Source organism: Geminocystis sp. (assembly GCF_041753295.1).
Lineage (GTDB): Bacteria > Cyanobacteriota > Cyanobacteriia > Cyanobacteriales > Cyanobacteriaceae > Geminocystis.
Map to the genome: position 1 here is coordinate 1 of NZ_JBGSUU010000091.1, position 19171 is coordinate 19171.

Sequence of the window (19171 nt, forward strand, 5' to 3'; positions counted from 1 at the left end):
CAAAGATGATTTTGCTTTCCTTTTTTAATTCCATTTTTGTGAATATGTTTAGACCCGCACTCTGGACATTGTATCATTTTTTTATTTTTGATAATTTGACCCCTTTATCTAAAAATCATACCTTAATTCAGCAACGCCTAATTTTTTAGTAGGGCAAAGATTACCGTTTTCAACAATTATTAGTGATAGAATTACAGATTTAGGATTATTTGTTACTGATCCGATTCAATGTTTGCCGTTATATACTTATGATAAAGAGGGAAAAAGAGAAGAAAATATCACCGATTGGGCGGTTAGCACAATTCAAAGAATACTATAACGTAAAACGGGCTTCTAGCCCGTCTGAGGCTAACAGGCAGGATGCCTGTTTTACGAGGGGAGATAATAATATTGAAAAAGAAGATATTTTTTATTATGTTTATGCTGTTTTACATAACCCTAAATATCGAGAAAAATACAAGTTAAATTTAAAGAGAGAGTTTCCGAGAATCCCTTTTTATAATGACTTTTATCAATGGGTAAATTGGGGTAAAAAGTTGATGAATTTACACCTTAATTATGAGGAAATTGAGCCTCATAATTTGAAAAGAATTGATATGGATAAATCTCCCCCAGAATTAGAAGCAGGGGAGCAAAATTACGCCCCTAAATCCCCAACATTGGGGACTTCCAAACCTTCTCTTACTCCCCCAGAATTGGGGGCAGGGGGGCGATTCCCAGTTAAACCCAAGTTAAAAGCGGATAAAATTAAACATCAAATTATCATTGATGAGGTAACAATTTTAACAGAAATTCCGTCTATGGCTTGGGAATATAAGTTAGGAAATCGTAGCGCTTTAGAATGGATTTTAGATCAATATAAGGAAAAAAAATCAAAGGATAAAACCATCGCAGAAAAGTTTAATAATTATCGTTTTGCTGACTATAAAGACAAAGTTATTGACTTGTTAATAAGAGTAACAACTGTCAGTGTAGAAACTATGAAAATAATTAACGAAATGCAAAATATGGACAATTAAATAAAATGTGTTTAAGGTGTACTAATAGAGTAATAGACTTATCCAAAAAAGATTTTTTATTCCCCTTAAGAGGGTGAAAGCAATTCACCCCTACAGTATTCCCCGTTTCCTTTTTAACTCCTAAATTTTTATTTAAAAAAGGCGATCGCTTCTTCTAAAATATTCATAGCTTGATCAATTTCTGTAGCAGAAACAATTAAAGGTGGTACAAAACGTATTACTTTAGGTCCTGCTGGTGCTAATAATAAGCCTTTTTCCATGGCTTTTTTGACAATATCAATGGAAGTTAATTCAATATCGGCGTTGATTTCCATACCGTTAATTAAACCCCAGCCTCGCACTTCGGTGAATAATTGAGGATATTTTTTAGTAATAGCTCTGAGTCTTGTTCGTAATTGTTCTCCTCTGCCTTGAACATTCTGTAATATGTTTTCTTCTTCTAACGTTTGTAAAACAGCTAAAGAAGTTCCACATACAAAAGGATTCCCACCAAAAGTACTAGCATGATTACCCGGTTCAAATACATCACATTTAGCTTTACACATCATCGCACCGATGGGAATACCTCCTGCTAAACCTTTTGCACTTGTAAATATATCAGGTTCAACGCCTAAATTTTCATATCCCCACATTTTACCAGTTCTACCTACTCCTGTCTGCACTTCATCAAAAACTAATAAAATCCCTGTTTCATCACAAATTTTTCTTAATCTTAAGAAGTAGTCTAAATCTCCGGGGCGCACTCCTCCTTCTCCTTGTAATGGCTCTATCATTATAGCAGCTACACGGCGATCGCCTTCATCAATATTAGTAATAGCTTCTTCGATGGCGGTAATATCATTATAAGTTACATATTCAAATCCGGGGACTAGGGGTTGAAAATGTTTTTGGTATTTTGGTTGTCCTGTAGCTGTTACGGTTGCTAAAGTACGACCATGAAAGCTAGATTTAGCAGTGAGAATCACAGGTTGTTCTAAAAATTCTAAAACAGTATGGGCATATTTACGCACTAACTTAATGGCAGCTTCATTGGCTTCTGCACCCGAATTACAGAAAAAGACTTTATCAGCACAAGAATGATCAACAATCCATTTTGCTAAAGCTCCTTGTTCTGGGATATAGTAAAAGTTTGAGATATGATGTAGCTTCTTTATTTGTTTAGTGACAGCTTCAATCATAGCAGGGTGAGCGTGTCCGAGAGTACAAGTTGCAATACCCGCCACAAAATCGAGATATTCTTTACCGTTGGTATCCCAAAGTTTACATCCTTCTCCTTTTTCGATGGTAATGGGAAAACGCCCATAGGTATTCATGACATAGGTGTTAAAAGTATCTTGATTAAAACCTATATTTACGTTTGCGTCTAATGTTGCTGTGCTCATATTTTTTTTATGTTAAATGTATCTAAAGGATATTATTAACTCTTGTATCAAATAATTATTTTCTATTCTGTCATATTCATTGCACACCGAGAATTAATATAAGGAAACCTAGACAATTTAAGAATTGACAACGAAAAGTTGGGAATCATGACATCAAACTTAGGAAAATTAACTTCAACAATATTTTTTATGAATAGCTGAAACCTGAAATTTGACATCACATTTTATCATCAGGAAATAAACTGTTTTTCTCGTGTTTGAGGTTTATTGTCGGTTTTGAAGATAATCGGAGGAGTTGAGAAGGTAAAAGGTTGATGAAGTAATAAATAAAGGCAAGGAATTAAGAATAAGGTTAATAAGGTTGCTAACGATAAACCCCAAAATACCACTATGCCTAAAGGTTGTAAAAATTCCCCTCCTTCTCCTAAACCTAAAGCTAAAGGATACATCCCTAATACCGTAGTAATTGTTGTCATTAAAATTGGGCGTAATCGTATTCCCGAGGCTTGAAGAATGGCTATATAACGGCTTGGTTTGAGAATATCGGGGTTGTTTTGTTGTTTTTCATAAATTTGATTGGCTAACTCAACCATGACGATGGCATTATTTACCACAATACCGATTAATAATACTGCACCAACTATTACTGTTGCACCGATGGGCGTTTTTGTGACGTATAAACCGATAATTCCTCCTGACAAGGCTAAGGGTAAAGTAAACATTATTATCAAAGGATCAATTAAAGAATTATACTGCACTGCCATAACCACGAAAACCAGAAAAGCAGCTAAACTTCCTAAAATGGGCAAAGATGCTTGTAATTGTCTGTTACTTTCGGCGGCAATACTGGGTAAAATACGTATTCCTTCAGGTAAATCAATGGTATCTAAAATACTTTCTACTTCTTTTAAACCATCCCCTAAAGATACCATTTCCTCTAGGTTTCCCGTGATGATAAATACTTGTCGTTGGTTAATGCGTTGAATTTGTGAAGGTGCTACTCCTGTGGTAATAGTGGCGACTTCTCCTAGACGAATTAAGCGATTATTATCACTAAATAAAGGTACATTTAATAAATCATTGGCAGATTTTACCAAGTTTGAATCTAATTGTACTCGAATATCAACTAAACGATCCTCTCTTTGTAATTGAGAAATAACTAAACCGCTAACGGTGGTTTGCAAGGAATCACGAATATCGGTAATATTGAGGTTTAAATCAGCTAATCTTTGCACATCAGGTTGAATCACAATTTCTGGTTGACTAACATCCGCATCAGGGCGAAATTTGACTTTTTTTGCTTTTTCATCAAGGATATTAACAACTTGTCTTCCTGTCTCTTCGAGTAAATTTTGATCATTGCCCTGTAAAATAATATCAACATCTGCCCTAACAGGAGAATTATTAAGAATTAAACCTCTAACTGTGCCGGGGGTAATTCTTAAACGAATATTTACTAAGTTGAGTTTGTCTAAGGCTTGATTAAGTTTAATGATATATTCATCAACATTTGTGCCTGATTTTAGGGTAATATTACTTGAGCCTCGCAACACATTTTCATTGGTATTAGTAGCAAATAATGCACCGCCAGAGGTGCTAAAAGTATATTTTGTGTTCGGTTGTTGTAAAATAACTTCATCAACTAATGCCATGACTTGACGATTAGTGGCAAGGGTTGTATTGGTAGGAAATTGTGCGAATAAATTAACTTGCCCTGTGTTGATAGTTGGTAAAATTTCTTGAGGTAATTGTTGGGCTAAACTTAAGCTAGTTGTACCTAAAAATAAAAAGATGACAAGAATAACAACCCAACGAATTTTGATCAAAAAACTCAAAAAAAAAGTATAACTAATATTAGCCCCATTAAAAGCCTTGTTAAACCATGAAATAATAAAAAATCGTCTCAGTTGACTAGAGAATTTGATAGCTAATAAACGAGAAGTTAGCATTGGCACAATAGTTAAAGCTACCACAATGGAAGCCCCTACCGCAAAACTAATAGTTAAAACTAATTCACTAAATAGTAAGGAAATAAAACCGCCAATCATCAGAAATGGTAATACTGCCACTAAATTGGTGCTAGTGGAGGCAATTAATGCTGATTCTACTTCCGAAGCGCTTTGGATGGATTGAGTAATAATTTGTCGCCGATAAACTCCCTTTTCCGAACTTCCTTCATGGATAATATTATCTGTACCTTCTATAATAGTTTCTAGCATCACAATAGAGTTATCAACGACGATACCAACTCCTAAAGCTAAACCTCCTAAACTAAAAACATTTAAGGTTAAACCAAATATTTTCATCATAATTACCGCCGCCAATGTAGCTAAAGGGATAGAGATGACGATAATAATAGTTTGACGAATAGAGCCTAAAAATAATAATACGGCAATAGCGGCTAAACCTGTGCCAATTAATCCTGAAGTGATAACATTATTGATGGCGTTACGAATAAATACGGATTCATCAAGGGTTGGTAATAAAGTTAAATCATTAGGAATGGTATTAGCTTTCTTTAACTCCTCGATTTTAGCTTTAACAGCGTTTACCACCTCGATAGTGTTTGCATTAGCTTGTTTTTGAATACTAACTTTTACCGCAGGTGTACCATTAAGAGATACAAAAATACGTTGATTTTGGGCATCATCAATAACATTAGCAAATTCGTTTAAATAAATAGGATTTTCGGAATTAGGAATAGTAAAGGATAAATTATTTAATTCATCGGCGTTGGTAAATTTACTCACTACACGAGTTAAAGATTCATTATTTTCCCCTAATAAACGTCCTCCTGTTATATCTTGGTTAGTATCTCGAATATTATCTAAAACATCATTTAAACTGATTCCTAATGACTGTAAACGCTGTAAATCAATTTCGACTCTAACTTCTTCTTCTACACCTCCAGAAACATCAACTACCGCAACACCATCCACAACGGTTAATTCTCTGGCTAATTCTTCCCTAGCAAACACCCTTAAATCTAAAATATCTCTAACATCGGAAGTAAGGGCAAACTCATATACTGGTAACTGAGAAGGCTCAAATTTGAATAAACGAGGGTTATCAATATCATCAGGTAAACGACTTCTAGCACGGTTAAGAGAAGCTGTAGCGTCATTCAATGCTTGATCAATATTACCACCAACTTTGAAAAATAAGTCCAAGCTAATGCTATTTTCTCTGGTTTGAGAATAAACTAATTCCACTCCTTCGGTGGCAGAAAATGCTTCTTCTAAAGGGCGTGTAATTTCTTCTACGGCAATTTCTGGTACAATGCCTTCAGTATCAATTCTTACTCCAATACGAGGATAAGTGATAGACGGTAACAAATCTACACTAATAGTAGTAACAAAAAAGATACCAATTACCATTAACGCCAAAGTTAACATAATAGTGGCGATATGACGGCGTATAGATAAACCACTGATACTAAATTTTCCTATCCCACTAGAAAATGATGATTTCATGATTAAAAAAGCACTTATTTTAATTAGAATTACGGTAACATAATTTTAAAAATACAGGATGTAGTATTTGTAAAATATTTATTAGATTTAATAGCCAATAACTGACTACTAATTAAACATAATTATTGATCAATGATAGGAAAAATTGCTATGTTAGATAATATTTGTTTGTCTAAAAATTTCTTTTTCTACTTCTTCAATACTATTCTCTCCCGAAATAGAAATTAATGTATGTTTATATTCATAATATTCTAAAATGGGAGTTGTTCTTTGTTTAAATAACTCAATTCTTTTCTTGATAACTTCTAATTCATCATCAACTTTTCCCCTTAATAAAGAACGTTTTATCATGGTTTCTTCACTAACATTTAAGTAAATTGCATAGGTAATTTTTTGCTCAAATTCTTCTAATAAAAAATCTAATTCTTCTGCTTGAAATGCTGTGCGAGGATAACCTTCTAAAACCCAACCTTTAGCGACATCTTCTTGTAAAAGTCGTTTTCTCATGAATTTTATCATCATCATATCAGGTACTAATTCCCCTTTTTCGACATATTCTCTTGCTTTTATGGCTAATTCATCCCCTGTCGCCATAGCATTTCTGAAAATATCTCCCGTGGAAATCATCGTAATATCTAAATCCTTAGCTATTTTAATCCCTTGAGTGCCTTTTCCTGAACCGGGGCCTCCTAGCATAATCAATCTAATCATATTTTTTTTGATTTGTAAATAAAAGTTTGGCTAATAAATATAACAATGATAATTGATAATATCTGAGTTCGAGATAAGAAAGTTTAATTAATAAAAGATATGTTACCAGAGAAAATCAAGGCAGAAATAAGCATTAAACAAAAGTAAATATAAAAAAAAATAATTATCATTTTTAATCAATTATATGGGCTTAATATATCTCCCTATCTCCCTATCTCCCTATCTCCCTATCTCCCTATCTCCCTATCTCCCTATCTCCTGTCTTCTGTATTCATAGAACAATTTAAGATAAAATCAATGATGATTTACAGTGGGCAATACTATGCGAATATTTGTTAGTACGGGAGAAGTTTCAGGAGATTTACAAGGAGGTTTATTAGTAGAAGCACTTTATCGACAAGGAAAAATACTCAATATTCCTGTAAATGTTGAAGGTTTAGGAGGAAAAAAAATGCAATGTGCAGGGGCAAATATTATCGCTGATACTACCGCTATCGGTTCAGTGGGTTTGTTAGAATCTTTACCTTTTATTATTCCTACATGGAAAATTCAACAACAAACTAAAAAATATTTAGAAGCTAATTTACCTGATATTATCGTCTTAATTGATTATTTAGGTCCTAATTTAGCCATTGCATCCTATGTTAAACAAAAATTTCCAAAAATCCCCATAATTTGGTATATTGGTCCACAATTCTGGGTTTGGACACCATTAGGGCAAGATGTTAAGCAATTAGTAGCCGTTACTGATAAATTACTCGCAATTTTTCCTGAAGAAGCCAAATTTTATCAAGAAAAAGGGTTAAGCAGTACTTATGTAGGTCATCCGTTAGTAGATCGCATTAAAAATGCACCAAAAAGAGAAGAAGCGAGGAAAAAATTGGGGATTCAAGAATCAGAAAAAATGATTGTTTTATTACCAGCATCTCGTCAGCAAGAATTAAAATATTTATTACCAGTAATGCTTGAATCCGCAGGAAAAATTCAAACAAAAATACCATCATCTCGTTTTTATTTACCTATTTCTTTGTCTAAATATCGCTTAGAAATTGAAAATTTAATTAAACAATATCCTGTTGATATAACTCTTTTTGAAGGAGAAACTTTAGATATTTTAGCAGGGGCTGATTTAGCCATTACAAAGTCTGGTACAGTTAATTTAGAATTAGGTTTATTAAATATTCCTCAAGTAGTAATTTATAAAGTTAATGCTTTTACTATTTGGATTGCTCGTAAAATTTTACGGTTTTCTATTCCTTTTATGTCTCCTGTTAATTTAGTTTTAATGAAAGAGATAGTACCAGAATTATTACAAGAAAAAGCTACATCCGAAAATATTGTTAATTTATCTTTAGAATTATTATTTAATGAATCTCGCCAACAAAAATTAAAATTAGATTATGAAAATATGATCAAAACTTTAGATAATGGCGTTAATGGTGTTAGTGATAAAGTTGCTCAAGAAATTATCCAATTTAATAATCAATTTCAAAGAAAATAAAGTTATTAATTATTAATTTAAGTATTAAATAATTTAGGGATTGTGAATTTTAAAATTAATAAAATAAGTAATAATTTTTGTTGCCTCTTGTATCTTGCCTTTTGCCTTTTGCATAAAGTAAACATACAATTACTTATTAATTATTACTTAATTATTTTTTTACAATAATCCGATATAATGTAGTGGACCTTGACCACTAATGATTTCTACCATTAAACCTAAAAAGCCTAGCATAGCTAAACGCCCATTCCAGACTTCGGCGGCGGTGGTTAATCCCCATTCCCATTTTTCTTGAGGATACATTTTCATATTTTTTTTCGGGTGAGTAACTTCATCAAAACGTAAAGGATTTTTATCTAAGGCTTCGGTAGTTAAATTAGTCAAGGCTTCAATAAACATTGGGTGAGTATTTAAAGCTGGTACACGCTTAAAATTAGTAATACCAGCTTCTTGGGCTACTTCTCTATATTCTAAGTCGATTTCTTGTAAAGTTTCGATGTGTTCTGATACAAAGCTAATAGGTACTACTAATAAATTTTTGATATTTTTCTCCCCTAATTCTTTTAATGCGTCTTCAGTATAAGGTTTTAACCATTCCACTGGTCCGACTTTACTTTGATATGCTAAAGTGTGAGGGTTAGCTGTATTAAGAGTTTTCATAATTAAATGAGTACATTCTTCAATTTCCTCTTGATAAGGATCTCCAGCTTCGGTAACATAACTTTTAGGTACACCATGGGCGCTAAAAAAGATATGTACAGTATCGGGATTTTCAAAATGCTGTAACTCTTGTTTAATTAAATCAACCATTGCAGATAAATAACCTTGATCCTTGTGCCATGAAGGGATTAATGTATATTCTATGGTTTGTAAATCGGGATCTTTTTTCCACATTTCTTCTATAATTCTAAAACTAGATCCACTGGTACTAATAGAAAATTGAGGATATAAAGGTAATATAACTAATTTTTTGATATTATCTTCTTTAATTTTAGCGATGGCTTCTTCGGTGAAAGGATGCCAATAACGCATACCAACATAAACTTGAATATCTTTTCCTTGGGAAAATAGCTGAGATTGTAAGGCTTGAGCTTGAGCTTCGGTAATTTGTAGTAAAGGAGAACCACCACCAATTTCTTTATAATTAGCTTCAGATTTTTTACTGCGGAGGGTAGAAATTAACCAAGCAAGGGGTTTTTGTAACCAAGGGGAAGGTAAACGGATAATTTCAGGGTCTGAGAATAAATTATAGAGGAAAGGACGTACATCCTCTAATTTTTCTGGACCACCTAAATTTAACAACAATACTCCTGTACGACCCATAATTTTAATATTTTTAAATTTTCTTTACTAAGTGTAACAATATCTTATTAATGCTTTAAGTTTATTCGTAAAATTAACAATTTACCAATGATTAACTGATCATTCTGATAAAATACAAGTTATTTATTTAAAATTTTCATAATTTATCTTAACAATATAGCAAAGGACGAGATAGAAAGGTAAATTGAGATATATTTTTCTGATGTCTCAATAATCAGTATAGTTGTTTATTGCTAATAATTATCAATATTGTTTATTTTCTCCGTTGTTTTCTAATTATCCAAATAACAAATAAAAATCCTATACTTAGTAAAGCAATTTTAGATAAGGGAGCAATATATTTTTCGATTAAACTAAAATTATCTCCTAAAACATAACCTGCAACGGTCAAAAGTGATACCCAAATTATTGTTCCGATGGTAGAATAGATAACAAAAGAACTTAGATTCATGTTATTTATCCCCGCAGGAAGAGAGATAAGAGTGCGCACACCCGGTACTAATCTACCTAAAAATACAGCTATATTCCCGTATTGATTGAACCATTTATTGGCTTTATTAATATCACTTCCTGACACAAAAATCCATTTCCCATATTTATCGGCTAATTTTTCTAATCTCGATTCATCAACAATTTTGCCTAAATAATACCAAGGGAATGCACCTAAAATTGTACCGATTACCCCAGCAAAAATAGCAGGAATTAAATGCATTTTACCTTGAGAAACCGTAAAACCTGCCAATGGCATAATCAATTCCGAAGGAATAGGAGGAAATAAATTTTCCGCAAACATTAATAAAGCAATTCCTACATATCCCAAAGAATTCATGGTATTTGTAATCCATTCCGTCATATTTTTTCCTGATATTTGTTTATTTAATTCAACAAAAATCTTAACGTTAATGGGTAAAATCCATGAATCAAATATTAATTGATGTTACCCAAAGCAAAATATTTGAAGGTGTCAGGTTTCAGGTTTTAAATAATTAGTTGATAAATTATTCAACTTCTTTCTACCTCCTATCTCCCTATCTCCTAATTACTATTAGCTTCATAGGCTGCGACAATTTTTTGTACTAAAGGATGCCTGACTACGTCTGCTTGAGTTAAATAACAAAAACCGATGCCTTCAACATTTCTAAGAATTTGAGAAGCTACTACTAACCCTGATTGTTGAGTGGAGGGTAAATCTGTTTGAGTAATATCTCCTGTTACAATCATTTTTGAACCAAAACCAAGACGAGTTAACACCATTTTCAACTGGGCAGGAGTAGTATTTTGAGCTTCATCAACTATCACATAAGCATTACTCAAGGTTCGTCCTCTCATATAAGCCAAAGGTGCGACTTCGATTTTGCCTTTTTCCATTAATTCAGGAATTTTCATGGGATCAATAAACTCATATAAGGCATCATAAAGTGGGCGCAAAAAAGGATTTACTTTTTGTTGCAAGTCACCGGGTAAAAATCCTAATCTTTCTCCCGCTTCCACGGCTGGACGTGTTAAAATGAGGCGATCGCATTCATCTTTAAGTAAGGCTTGTACAGCTAAAACGGCGGCTAAAAAAGTTTTTCCAGTACCGGCAGGACCGATACCAAAAGTAATATCATGATTTTTAATAGCCTTGATATATTGTCGTTGACGAAAAGTTTTGGCGCGAATTAACTCACCATTACGAGTTTTAGCTAAAACTTCTTGTTGAATATTCTGATACTCTTCTGTTTTTCCTGTATCTAAAGCCTGAAAAGCCGTCATAATATCAGGTTGAGTTAACGACTTACCTTCACTCCAATAAGGCTTAAGACAATAAATGACATCTACACTTCTTTGTACTGGTTTAGCCTTACCATGAATTACTAAATCTTGTCCTCGCAATACTAAATTTGCTCCGGTATGACGGGAAATATATTTCAAATTTTCTCCTTGATTACCAGCTAAGGCAATGGCAGAGGCAATATTAGGTAAAGCAATAGTTTGAGAATCTTCTGTCATAGTTAATTATATAGATGGATTGTAAATCAGTTTAAGGTTTTTAGAGATTTTTACCATCGTAATCTATGGTGAAATTTTAAGAAAAATTAAGAATTTTGCATATTTTAAGGATACCATCTGGATGTACTATTAAAAGCCCAAGTCAAAATCAAGTTATTTAATAGTACAGATGAACAGTCAAGAACCCAAAATTAACATCGGTGATACAGTCAAAGTAAAAGGGAAATTATATTTAGTATTTGATATTAAAATCAATCGCATATTTTGTCGTCAATTTAGATTTACAAAAAAAGGACGTTTTCAGTATTATCAAGATTACAATTTTCCTTTAAATATATGTCAATTAGCTAATATAAAAGAGAAGCAAATAATTTATGAGGAAAGAAAACAAGCTAGTATTCAAAGAAAACCTTTTTCACCTATTACTACTAAATATATTAATCATTTAATTCGTTAATTTTTAATTTTAAAATTGGTAAAAAGAGCCTTATTAACATTATAATTGTTTAAATAAATAATTGAATATTTTTATATGATAACTAGAGTAAATATTATCGATAAATTTTCTACTTTTTTAGCCATCACTGACAGTTATAAATTTATTTTACAATGGCAAAGAGATTATCAGTTAAAAATCAATATTGAAAAAATTATCAAGATACAAGAAGTTAATGAAGAGAATTTAGCCTATGAATTTTTAACAAATATTAGATTAAAACCTCAGAAAATATTACGTTATCATCTTACCTCTTACTTGCAAGAAGTTTGTTATTGGGCAACAAGACAAGTTTATTATTATCATCAAACCGTTAACTCTTTAACTCTTGAAGAATGTTTTTTATGGGGTAACGAAGCCATTATTACACCAGAAAAATTATTAAGACAATATCAAAATCATAGAGGAAGTAAAATAACTACTTATGCACAAACTAGATTAAAAACCATTATTAAAGACAAAGTTTATCTTAGTCGAGGATGGAAGTTATTAACTAATTGGGGATTATTAAAAAGAATTAGTAAATCTAAAAGACAAGAAGTTTTAAAAAAAATGGGAGGTTTAACAGGTGAAAGATTAGAAGAATATTTATTAATTTGGCAATGTTTTGTCGATAATTATGTATCATCTTCTCCTCATCGAAATCAATCTTTATCTCCTCCCTCAATATCTCAATTAAAAATCATGACGAAAGAATATAATATTTTAGCGGAGAAACAATTTAACTTTTCTTCGATATTAACTATAGAAGAGTTTGAAAACAAAATTAAGTTTTGTGGAGAAAAAGCCAGATTATTTGTAAATCCTATTACGATTAATTTTCCTGAAGATAAAGAAATTAATATTAATGATAATCCTCAAGATTATTTAACTTTATTAGAAGAAAATGAAGATAAACCACAAATTAATCATCTTCTTACTACTACATTTAATAATCTTAATCTTCCTTCTCAAAGTATTTTTTATCTTGGGGAAGGTTTAGGGTTAACTCAACAACAACTTATTAAAACTATTCAATTAACCAATCCTGATTTTATCAAAGAACAATCTCAACTTTCTAAGAAAAAAAACAAAATTAGAAAAATGTTATTAGATGAAGTTATTAAAAATATTAAAGGAAAAAGAGAAAAAGTTTCTAAGGAGGAAATTGAAGTATTAATCGACATTTTAAAAGGATGGTTAACAGAATATATCGAATCTGAAATATTGTTATTATGCCAAAAATCTTTCTTAGAAATTAATATTTATCAACAAAAATTACTTCAAGAAAACTATTTTAAAAATTCCATGAATGATATTTCTTTTATCGAAAATATTTGCCCAGAATTAATTAATGTTTTAATAACAAAGTTTAATAATAAACTAAATTTACAGTTAGAAAATAATCCGATTATTAAAAATAATATTATATTATGGTTAGAAAAATTTTGTCATCAATATTTTAATGGAATCTAATCAAAATTTAAAACAATTACTAAAATTAATCACTTCTAATTTATCTCAACTTACTCTATTACCAAAATTCTTTAATTAAAAACTAATTTAGTTATAACAAACAAACACTATGAATTATCTAAACTTTATTGATACTAATATAGACGAAACCAAAATAAAATTAAATGATGATATAAAAAATGAAACTTGGCAACAAATAAGTAAGTTAAATAACGAAGTTGCTTCTTTTCGTGGCTATCTTAATTTATTAGTCAGAAAAACTTTTTTAATCTGGCTTAATTTAATGTTAGAAAGTAATTTTGTTGATAACTTAAAATTAGAAGATAACTTGAGTATTTGGAATTTTATTAACGGTAATGCTATCGATATTAATGATAGTCGCATTGTTTTAATACCTACAGAAATTCAAGATAAAACAGAGTTTTCTATTCCTGAAGAATGGTTAAAAATTCCTCAATGGGTAGGAAATTATTATCTCCCAGTGGAAGTAAACTTAGAGGAAAACTATCTTAATTTTTGGGGTTATGCTTCTTATGAAGATATAATAAATTATGGTAAATTAGACTCTTTTAATCACTATATTGATTTTCCTTTTGAATGTTTAGAAAATGACTTAAATATAATCTGCTTAGAATATGAATATGGTTGGAATTCAATTCCACAAATTTCTCCTTTACCATTTAATGCTTCCATAGAAGAAAGTTTAATAACAGAAATTCAAAATAATTTATCTCCTCGTCTTCTTCTTAATTTTTCTGACTGGTTAAGTTTTATAAGTAATAATTCTATCCGAAATCAACTATTTTTATCTCTTCAATATGTTAACTTAAATCAATGGTTAAATCATCAATTTTCTTCTGCAATAATTAAAAGTTGGCAAACTATTGAAGATTTAAAACAACAATATTTTATTCCTGATTTTAGCTTTAATCTTGCCTTGGCTTATCGCTCATTTTCTTTAACAGATTCTTTATTAATTTTAGAAAATAACATTAACAATACCGAAGTTAATAATATACTTAAAAGTATCATTAATTTAGATGGTAATATTGATAATAAAGAAGAAATAATTAATATATTACCTCAATTTATTAACAATCACGATGATGAAGAAACTAGATGGAATGCAGCTTTAGCTTTACAAATATTAGATTCTAGTCACCCGTCTTGTGCTATTTGGCGAGGAAAAATCATTAATTTAGAGAATCATAGTTTAGGTTTATTACTAGGAATTTTACCAAAAACAAATAATCAAATAGATATTTTTATTCGCATTTATTCTATCAATATAGATACTTATTTACCTAAAAATTTACTATGCCAAATAATTGATGAAAATAATAATATTTTTGCAGAAATAATTACAGAAAATCATGATAAAATTATTCAGTATAAGTTTTGGGGTAGTCAAGAAGAAAAATTTGCCATAAAAGTGATTATTAATGATAGTTACATTCAGGAAAATTTCTTAATTTAATATTATTTTATCAGTTATAGTAATCTTATTTAACTCCTAATAAGTTAATTTCAAAAAAAAATGGGTAGTTATAGGGGCAAAAATTATCACAAATGATTTAAAAATTCTATATTGATATATTTAAAACAATAACTTTAAGAGACTATAATGTTTGTTATTAATTAAGGTTGATTTTATCTTTAATTCTTACTTCAATCATGGAAGATAATTTTATAATTATTTATTTTATTGTTGTTTAGAAATACTAAGTAACTTATTAAATAATGAAATAAATTCAGTAATATGATAAACTAAATATAGTCTTTTTTTATCTTTTAAAATTTATAATTATTCCCCGTGATTAAACTGATTAAAAATCCTCAATCTCATCAATTAGTTATCGAAAAAAAAGCTAATTCTTTACAAGGAAAAATCTCAATACCCGGAGATAAATCCATTTCTCATCGTGCTTTAATGTTAGGTGCGATGGCATCAGGTGAAACTACTATTGAAGGATTATTACTAGGAGAAGATCCTCGTAGTACTGCTCACTGTTTTGAGGCAATGGGTGCAAAAATTTCTGACTTAAATACAGAAAAAGTAATTGTTACGGGTATCGGACAAGGAAGGTTACAAGAGCCGTCAAGTATTCTTGATGCAGGAAATTCAGGCACAACCATGCGATTAATGTTAGGCTTATTAGCATCCCAACCTGACAAATTTTTCACCGTCACTGGAGATGATTCTTTACGCAGTCGTCCTATGTCAAGAGTAATTCAACCTTTACAACAAATGGGGGCAATTATTTATGGCAGAAATAGCAACAAAAATGCTCCTTTGGCGGTTATGGGGCAGAATTTGAAACCCATTCATTATCACTCTCCCATAGCTTCTGCACAGGTTAAATCCTGTATTCTCTTGGCAGGATTGATGACGGAAGGCAAAACCACCGTTACCGAACCAGCTTTGTCGAGAGATCATAGTGAAAGAATGTTACGAGCTTTTGGTGCTACTCTCGAAATTGATGTTGATACCCATAGCGTTACTATTGAAGGTGGGGCGAAATTACAAGGGCAAACAGTTATAGTACCGGGTGATATTAGTTCGGCTGCATTCTGGTTAGTAGCTGGAGCGATTACACCCCATTCCGAATTAATCATCGAGAATGTAGGTATAAATCCTACTCGCACAGGTATTTTAGAGGCTTTACAGATGATGGATGCAGATATTACCATTTTTAATCAAAGGGAGGCAGCCGGTGAACCAGTAGCGGATTTAAGGGTAAAATCAAGTAAACTTAAGGCTTGTACCCTCGAAGGCTCAATTATTCCTCGTTTAATTGATGAAATCCCCATCCTAGCAGTAGCGGCTTGTTTCGCTCAAGGTACTACTATTATTAAAGATGCGGAAGAATTACGGGTAAAAGAAAGCGATCGCCTTAAGGTTATGGCCTTAGAATTAGGTAAAATGGGAGCAAAAATAAGCGAATTTGCGGATGGTTTAGAAATTATAGGCGGAGATCTTCTTAATGGTGCTGATTTAGACAGTTTTACAGATCATCGTATTGCTATGAGTTTAGCTATTGCTGGTTTAAATGCCCAAGGAAAAACCATTATTAATCGTGCCGAAGCGGCTTCTATTTCTTACCCAAGTTTTGTTGATACTTTAATCAAAATTAGTCAGTAAAAAGTTTTTACCATCATAAATCAAGGTTTAAAAGTAAAGATTTAGCTATTTTTTATCGTCAAATACTTTATGACGTTAAAATGATGAGGTGTATTTTTTCTTGAAAAATATAAACAATATTAACATTAATGTAATAAGTCCTTATTGTGTGGATTTAAGACAGAAAATTATCCATGTTGCTGAAAACTAACAATTTTCCATTAGTCAATAATTTTTCTTTGATAATTCAAAACTTTATTATCCTTTTTAGTTTTAAAAATATAAAATGTTAAATACTGAAACCCTAAAACAATCTATTCTTAGTACATTTATCGGGAAATTAGCAAATAATTTACGTAATTTTTATGATGTATTTTCTATATTCTTTAAAAATCCAGAAAGTATAGGAACTATAATCAATGATCAAATGGCAACATTTTTAATAACAAAACTTTGTAAATCTGATAAAGTTTTTCTGGACATCGGATCACATATCGGTTCAGTAATATCAGATGTTCTTGATTATGATACTCGTGTAACTGTCATCGGGGTAGAACCAATACCAGCCAAAGCAAAAAAACTACAAAGTAAATTCCCTTCCGTTAAGATATATAATTGTGCATTAGGAGAATTAGAAAAAGAAGTTTTATTTTACATTAATACGATAAAATCTGGATATAGTTCTTTAGGACAATCATTAGATAATGATAATAAAAATTTAGTAGAAATAAAAGTTAAATTAACAACATTAGATAATATTATATCTTCCGAACTGATTGACGTAATCAAAATAGATGTTGAAGGTGCAGAACTAGGAGTATTAATAGGAGGGAAACGAGTTATTATGGATAATAGACCAATAATAATGTTTGAAAGTGGTCCTCAAAAAAATGATGGTTTAGGTTACACAAAAGAAGATCTTTTTAATTTTTTTATCAATTTAGATTATCAATTAATTATACCTAATAGAATGGCACATGATGGATCGTCTTTAAGTTTAGAAGGATTCATCGAATCCCATTTTTACCCTAGACGAACAACTAATTATTTTGCTGTACCGACAGAACGTCGTAAGTATTTTAGAGATTTATGTCGTAATATATTGAAGATAAATTCATTATAGTTATCATAATTTCTCGTATTTGCCTTGAACTCATTAAATCTTATACTTGTAATTTAGTCTTAACTGTTTATGTTAGGTTTTAGCTTCTTTGACTAATTTACAGATTAAGGTAAATAATTATTAATACATAGAACTTACGCATTGAGAAAAATCCTTAAATATCAGTATGACTTTTCCAACATTATAAGGTCATTTTTAGAACTATCTTTTATGATTACCAAATATTCTATAGTTACTACTAATTATTTCAAATAACGAAATATCGTTATTGCACATTATTGATAATTTGTACAGGCAACTAAAACTCTCAAAGTTTCCTGTTGTCTATCTTCACTATTCTACTTACTTAGATGTAAACTAACCAACTTAAGTAAGATTTTAAAACAAAAATAATTGACTATACTGTTATTTAACTATAAAATGATATTAAAATTCATAATTAATTAAAATCCATAAGAAAATTTTATGTGGGCTAGTGCCATTACCGCCTATTTTCATTATTTAAGTTTAGGTGTTATTTTTGCAACTTTAATAACAGAATTTTTTACCCTTAAGGAAGAATTAACCTTAAAAGACGCTTGGAGAATTTTATGGGCTGATACTGCTTATGGTATCGCAGCATTGACAGTATTAGGTACAGGAATTTTAAGGGTTTTATATTACGGTAAAGAAACAGCTTATTATATGAATCAACCAGTTTTTTGGATGAAAATGGCTGTATTTTTAGTGGTAGGTACATTATCTTTATATCCCACTATTTCTTTTTTAGGTTGGATTAAATCTCTAACACAGGAAAAACCTCCAGAAATAACACTCAATAAATATAAAAGATTAAAGTATATTATTATTGTGGAATTATGTGGATTTACTCTTATCCCTTTATTAGCATCAATGATGGCTAGAGGAATCGGTACACAATGGTTTTCGTCATAAATATTCTCTAAAAGTAGGGTGGGCAATGCCCACAAATAAACCCATGATAAAACTCCTATTCGTTTTGTTACTAAGTATTTTATTTTATGGTTGTACTCGTTTAGAAGTAAATCCAGTTATTGCTTTTGTTACTCCCAGTGGTAATAACGGACTATTAGAGATGGTTAGTGACAAAAACCCTGACTCTCCTGTAGATTTGGTTTATCAAAATTTAGCTTTACCCTCTGTAAAAAATTTTCTCTCCTCTATTCCTTCGGATTACTATACCATTAGACAAGTTAATGCTATTAAGACTTTAACCAAAGAAAAACAGGCTTTATTAGTGGATGTCAGGGAGAAAAATGAATATGATTCAGGGCATATAAAACAAGCAATTAATATCCCCATCAGAACATTAACAGATCATCTTCAAGAAATTCCTAAAAATCGTCCCGTAATACTTTATTGCTCGACGGGTTATCGTACTGCTATGGGTGTTATGGCTTTACAAATGCTTGGTTATGACAACGTTAAAGGTTTTCCTCCTAGTATTGAAGGATGGAAGGCGGCTGGGGAATTATTAGAATAAAATTGTCCTCGAAATAACATATCTTCACGGAAAAAATTGATTATTATTCACTGATACTTAATAATGATTTATGA

14 protein-coding genes and 1 pseudogene are annotated in these 19171 nt (G+C 30.9%); 9 read left to right on the forward strand and 6 right to left on the reverse strand.

Annotation, left to right across the window (positions count from 1 at the left end):
• Nucleotides 1-148: 148 nt before the first annotated feature.
• A pseudogene (locus ACEW8E_RS10355) lies at nucleotides 149-1019 on the forward strand (type ISP restriction/modification enzyme); the annotation flags it as partial.
• Nucleotides 1020-1147: 128 nt separating this feature from the next.
• On the opposite strand, the gene ACEW8E_RS10360 reads toward ACEW8E_RS10355, so the two are convergent.
• From ACEW8E_RS10360 to ACEW8E_RS10370, 3 genes are all read right to left on the reverse strand, one after another.
• The gene (locus tag ACEW8E_RS10360) at nucleotides 1148-2401 is read right to left on the reverse strand and encodes an aspartate aminotransferase family protein (RefSeq protein ID WP_373480269.1); all 1254 of its coding nucleotides are present in this window, start codon (nucleotides 2399-2401) and stop codon (nucleotides 1148-1150) included.
• 230 nt (nucleotides 2402-2631) lie between these two features.
• Nucleotides 2632-5874: an efflux RND transporter permease subunit gene (locus ACEW8E_RS10365; protein ID WP_373480270.1), complete on the reverse strand. Its 3243-nt coding sequence runs from the start codon at nucleotides 5872-5874 to the stop codon at nucleotides 2632-2634.
• Between the two features lie 153 nt (nucleotides 5875-6027).
• Nucleotides 6028-6585, reverse strand: a complete 558-nt coding sequence (locus ACEW8E_RS10370) for an adenylate kinase family protein (RefSeq protein ID WP_373480271.1) — start codon at nucleotides 6583-6585, stop codon at nucleotides 6028-6030.
• A 322-nt stretch (nucleotides 6586-6907) separates the two neighbouring features.
• On the opposite strand from ACEW8E_RS10370, the gene lpxB reads away from it, so the two are divergent.
• Nucleotides 6908-8086, forward strand: a complete 1179-nt coding sequence (lpxB, locus tag ACEW8E_RS10375) for a lipid-A-disaccharide synthase (RefSeq protein ID WP_373480272.1) — start codon at nucleotides 6908-6910, stop codon at nucleotides 8084-8086.
• A gap of 159 nt (nucleotides 8087-8245) precedes the next feature.
• Here the strand turns inward: lpxB and hemH are convergent, their stop codons facing one another.
• The 3 genes from hemH to ACEW8E_RS10390 all read right to left on the reverse strand — a co-directional run bounded on the left by hemH (nucleotide 8246) and on the right by ACEW8E_RS10390 (nucleotide 11401).
• Nucleotides 8246-9409 carry a ferrochelatase gene (hemH, locus tag ACEW8E_RS10380; RefSeq protein WP_373480273.1) on the reverse strand — a complete coding sequence of 388 codons (1164 nt, stop codon included), beginning with the start codon at nucleotides 9407-9409 and terminating at the stop codon, nucleotides 8246-8248.
• A gap of 253 nt (nucleotides 9410-9662) precedes the next feature.
• Nucleotides 9663-10262: a DedA family protein gene (locus ACEW8E_RS10385; protein ID WP_373480274.1), complete on the reverse strand. Its 600-nt coding sequence runs from the start codon at nucleotides 10260-10262 to the stop codon at nucleotides 9663-9665.
• Between the two features lie 182 nt (nucleotides 10263-10444).
• Complete coding sequence (locus ACEW8E_RS10390; RefSeq protein WP_373480275.1) at nucleotides 10445-11401, reverse strand: PhoH family protein; 957 nt, start codon at nucleotides 11399-11401, stop codon at nucleotides 10445-10447.
• A 169-nt stretch (nucleotides 11402-11570) separates the two neighbouring features.
• On the opposite strand from ACEW8E_RS10390, the gene ACEW8E_RS10395 reads away from it, so the two are divergent.
• The 7 genes from ACEW8E_RS10395 to ACEW8E_RS10425 all read left to right on the forward strand — a co-directional run bounded on the left by ACEW8E_RS10395 (nucleotide 11571) and on the right by ACEW8E_RS10425 (nucleotide 19097).
• Nucleotides 11571-11858, forward strand: coding sequence for a hypothetical protein (locus ACEW8E_RS10395; protein WP_373480276.1), 288 nt, complete (start codon nucleotides 11571-11573; stop codon nucleotides 11856-11858).
• Nucleotides 11859-11933: 75 nt separating this feature from the next.
• The gene (locus ACEW8E_RS10400; protein WP_373480277.1) at nucleotides 11934-13352 is read left to right on the forward strand and encodes a hypothetical protein; all 1419 of its coding nucleotides are present in this window, start codon (nucleotides 11934-11936) and stop codon (nucleotides 13350-13352) included.
• Nucleotides 13353-13461: 109 nt separating this feature from the next.
• Nucleotides 13462-14829 carry a DUF1822 family protein gene (locus tag ACEW8E_RS10405; protein WP_373480278.1) on the forward strand — a complete coding sequence of 456 codons (1368 nt, stop codon included), beginning with the start codon at nucleotides 13462-13464 and terminating at the stop codon, nucleotides 14827-14829.
• Between the two features lie 336 nt (nucleotides 14830-15165).
• On the forward strand, nucleotides 15166-16494 hold the full coding sequence (aroA, locus tag ACEW8E_RS10410) for a 3-phosphoshikimate 1-carboxyvinyltransferase (protein ID WP_373480279.1): 1329 nt from the start codon (nucleotides 15166-15168) through the stop codon (nucleotides 16492-16494).
• Between the two features lie 265 nt (nucleotides 16495-16759).
• Entirely contained in the window at nucleotides 16760-17596 is an 837-nt protein-coding gene (locus ACEW8E_RS10415; protein ID WP_373480280.1) for an FkbM family methyltransferase, read from the forward strand.
• 465 nt (nucleotides 17597-18061) lie between these two features.
• Entirely contained in the window at nucleotides 18062-18529 is a 468-nt protein-coding gene (locus ACEW8E_RS10420; RefSeq protein ID WP_373480281.1) for a DUF2214 family protein, read from the forward strand.
• Nucleotides 18530-18554: 25 nt separating this feature from the next.
• Entirely contained in the window at nucleotides 18555-19097 is a 543-nt protein-coding gene (locus tag ACEW8E_RS10425; protein ID WP_373480282.1) for a rhodanese-like domain-containing protein, read from the forward strand.
• The last annotated feature ends 74 nt before the right edge of the window (nucleotides 19098-19171 follow it).

Bases quoted from the DNA above. Each gene is read 5' to 3' on its own strand.
- hemH (WP_373480273.1), bottom strand. From the start codon at position 9,409: ATGGGTCGTACAGGAGTATTGTTGTTAAATTTAGGTGGTCCAGAAAAA.
- lpxB (WP_373480272.1), top strand. From the start codon at position 6,908: ATGCGAATATTTGTTAGTACGGGAGAAGTTTCAGGAGATTTACAAGGA.
- ACEW8E_RS10405 (WP_373480278.1), top strand. From the start codon at position 13,462: ATGAATTATCTAAACTTTATTGATACTAATATAGACGAAACCAAAATA.
- ACEW8E_RS10365 (WP_373480270.1), bottom strand. From the start codon at position 5,874: ATGAAATCATCATTTTCTAGTGGGATAGGAAAATTTAGTATCAGTGGT.
- ACEW8E_RS10385 (WP_373480274.1), bottom strand. From the start codon at position 10,262: ATGACGGAATGGATTACAAATACCATGAATTCTTTGGGATATGTAGGA.
- ACEW8E_RS10370 (WP_373480271.1), bottom strand. From the start codon at position 6,585: ATGATTAGATTGATTATGCTAGGAGGCCCCGGTTCAGGAAAAGGCACT.
- ACEW8E_RS10395 (WP_373480276.1), top strand. From the start codon at position 11,571: ATGAACAGTCAAGAACCCAAAATTAACATCGGTGATACAGTCAAAGTA.
- ACEW8E_RS10400 (WP_373480277.1), top strand. From the start codon at position 11,934: ATGATAACTAGAGTAAATATTATCGATAAATTTTCTACTTTTTTAGCC.
- ACEW8E_RS10425 (WP_373480282.1), top strand. From the start codon at position 18,555: ATGCCCACAAATAAACCCATGATAAAACTCCTATTCGTTTTGTTACTA.
- ACEW8E_RS10360 (WP_373480269.1), bottom strand. From the start codon at position 2,401: ATGAGCACAGCAACATTAGACGCAAACGTAAATATAGGTTTTAATCAA.
- ACEW8E_RS10415 (WP_373480280.1), top strand. From the start codon at position 16,760: ATGTTAAATACTGAAACCCTAAAACAATCTATTCTTAGTACATTTATC.
- ACEW8E_RS10420 (WP_373480281.1), top strand. From the start codon at position 18,062: ATGTGGGCTAGTGCCATTACCGCCTATTTTCATTATTTAAGTTTAGGT.
- ACEW8E_RS10390 (WP_373480275.1), bottom strand. From the start codon at position 11,401: ATGACAGAAGATTCTCAAACTATTGCTTTACCTAATATTGCCTCTGCC.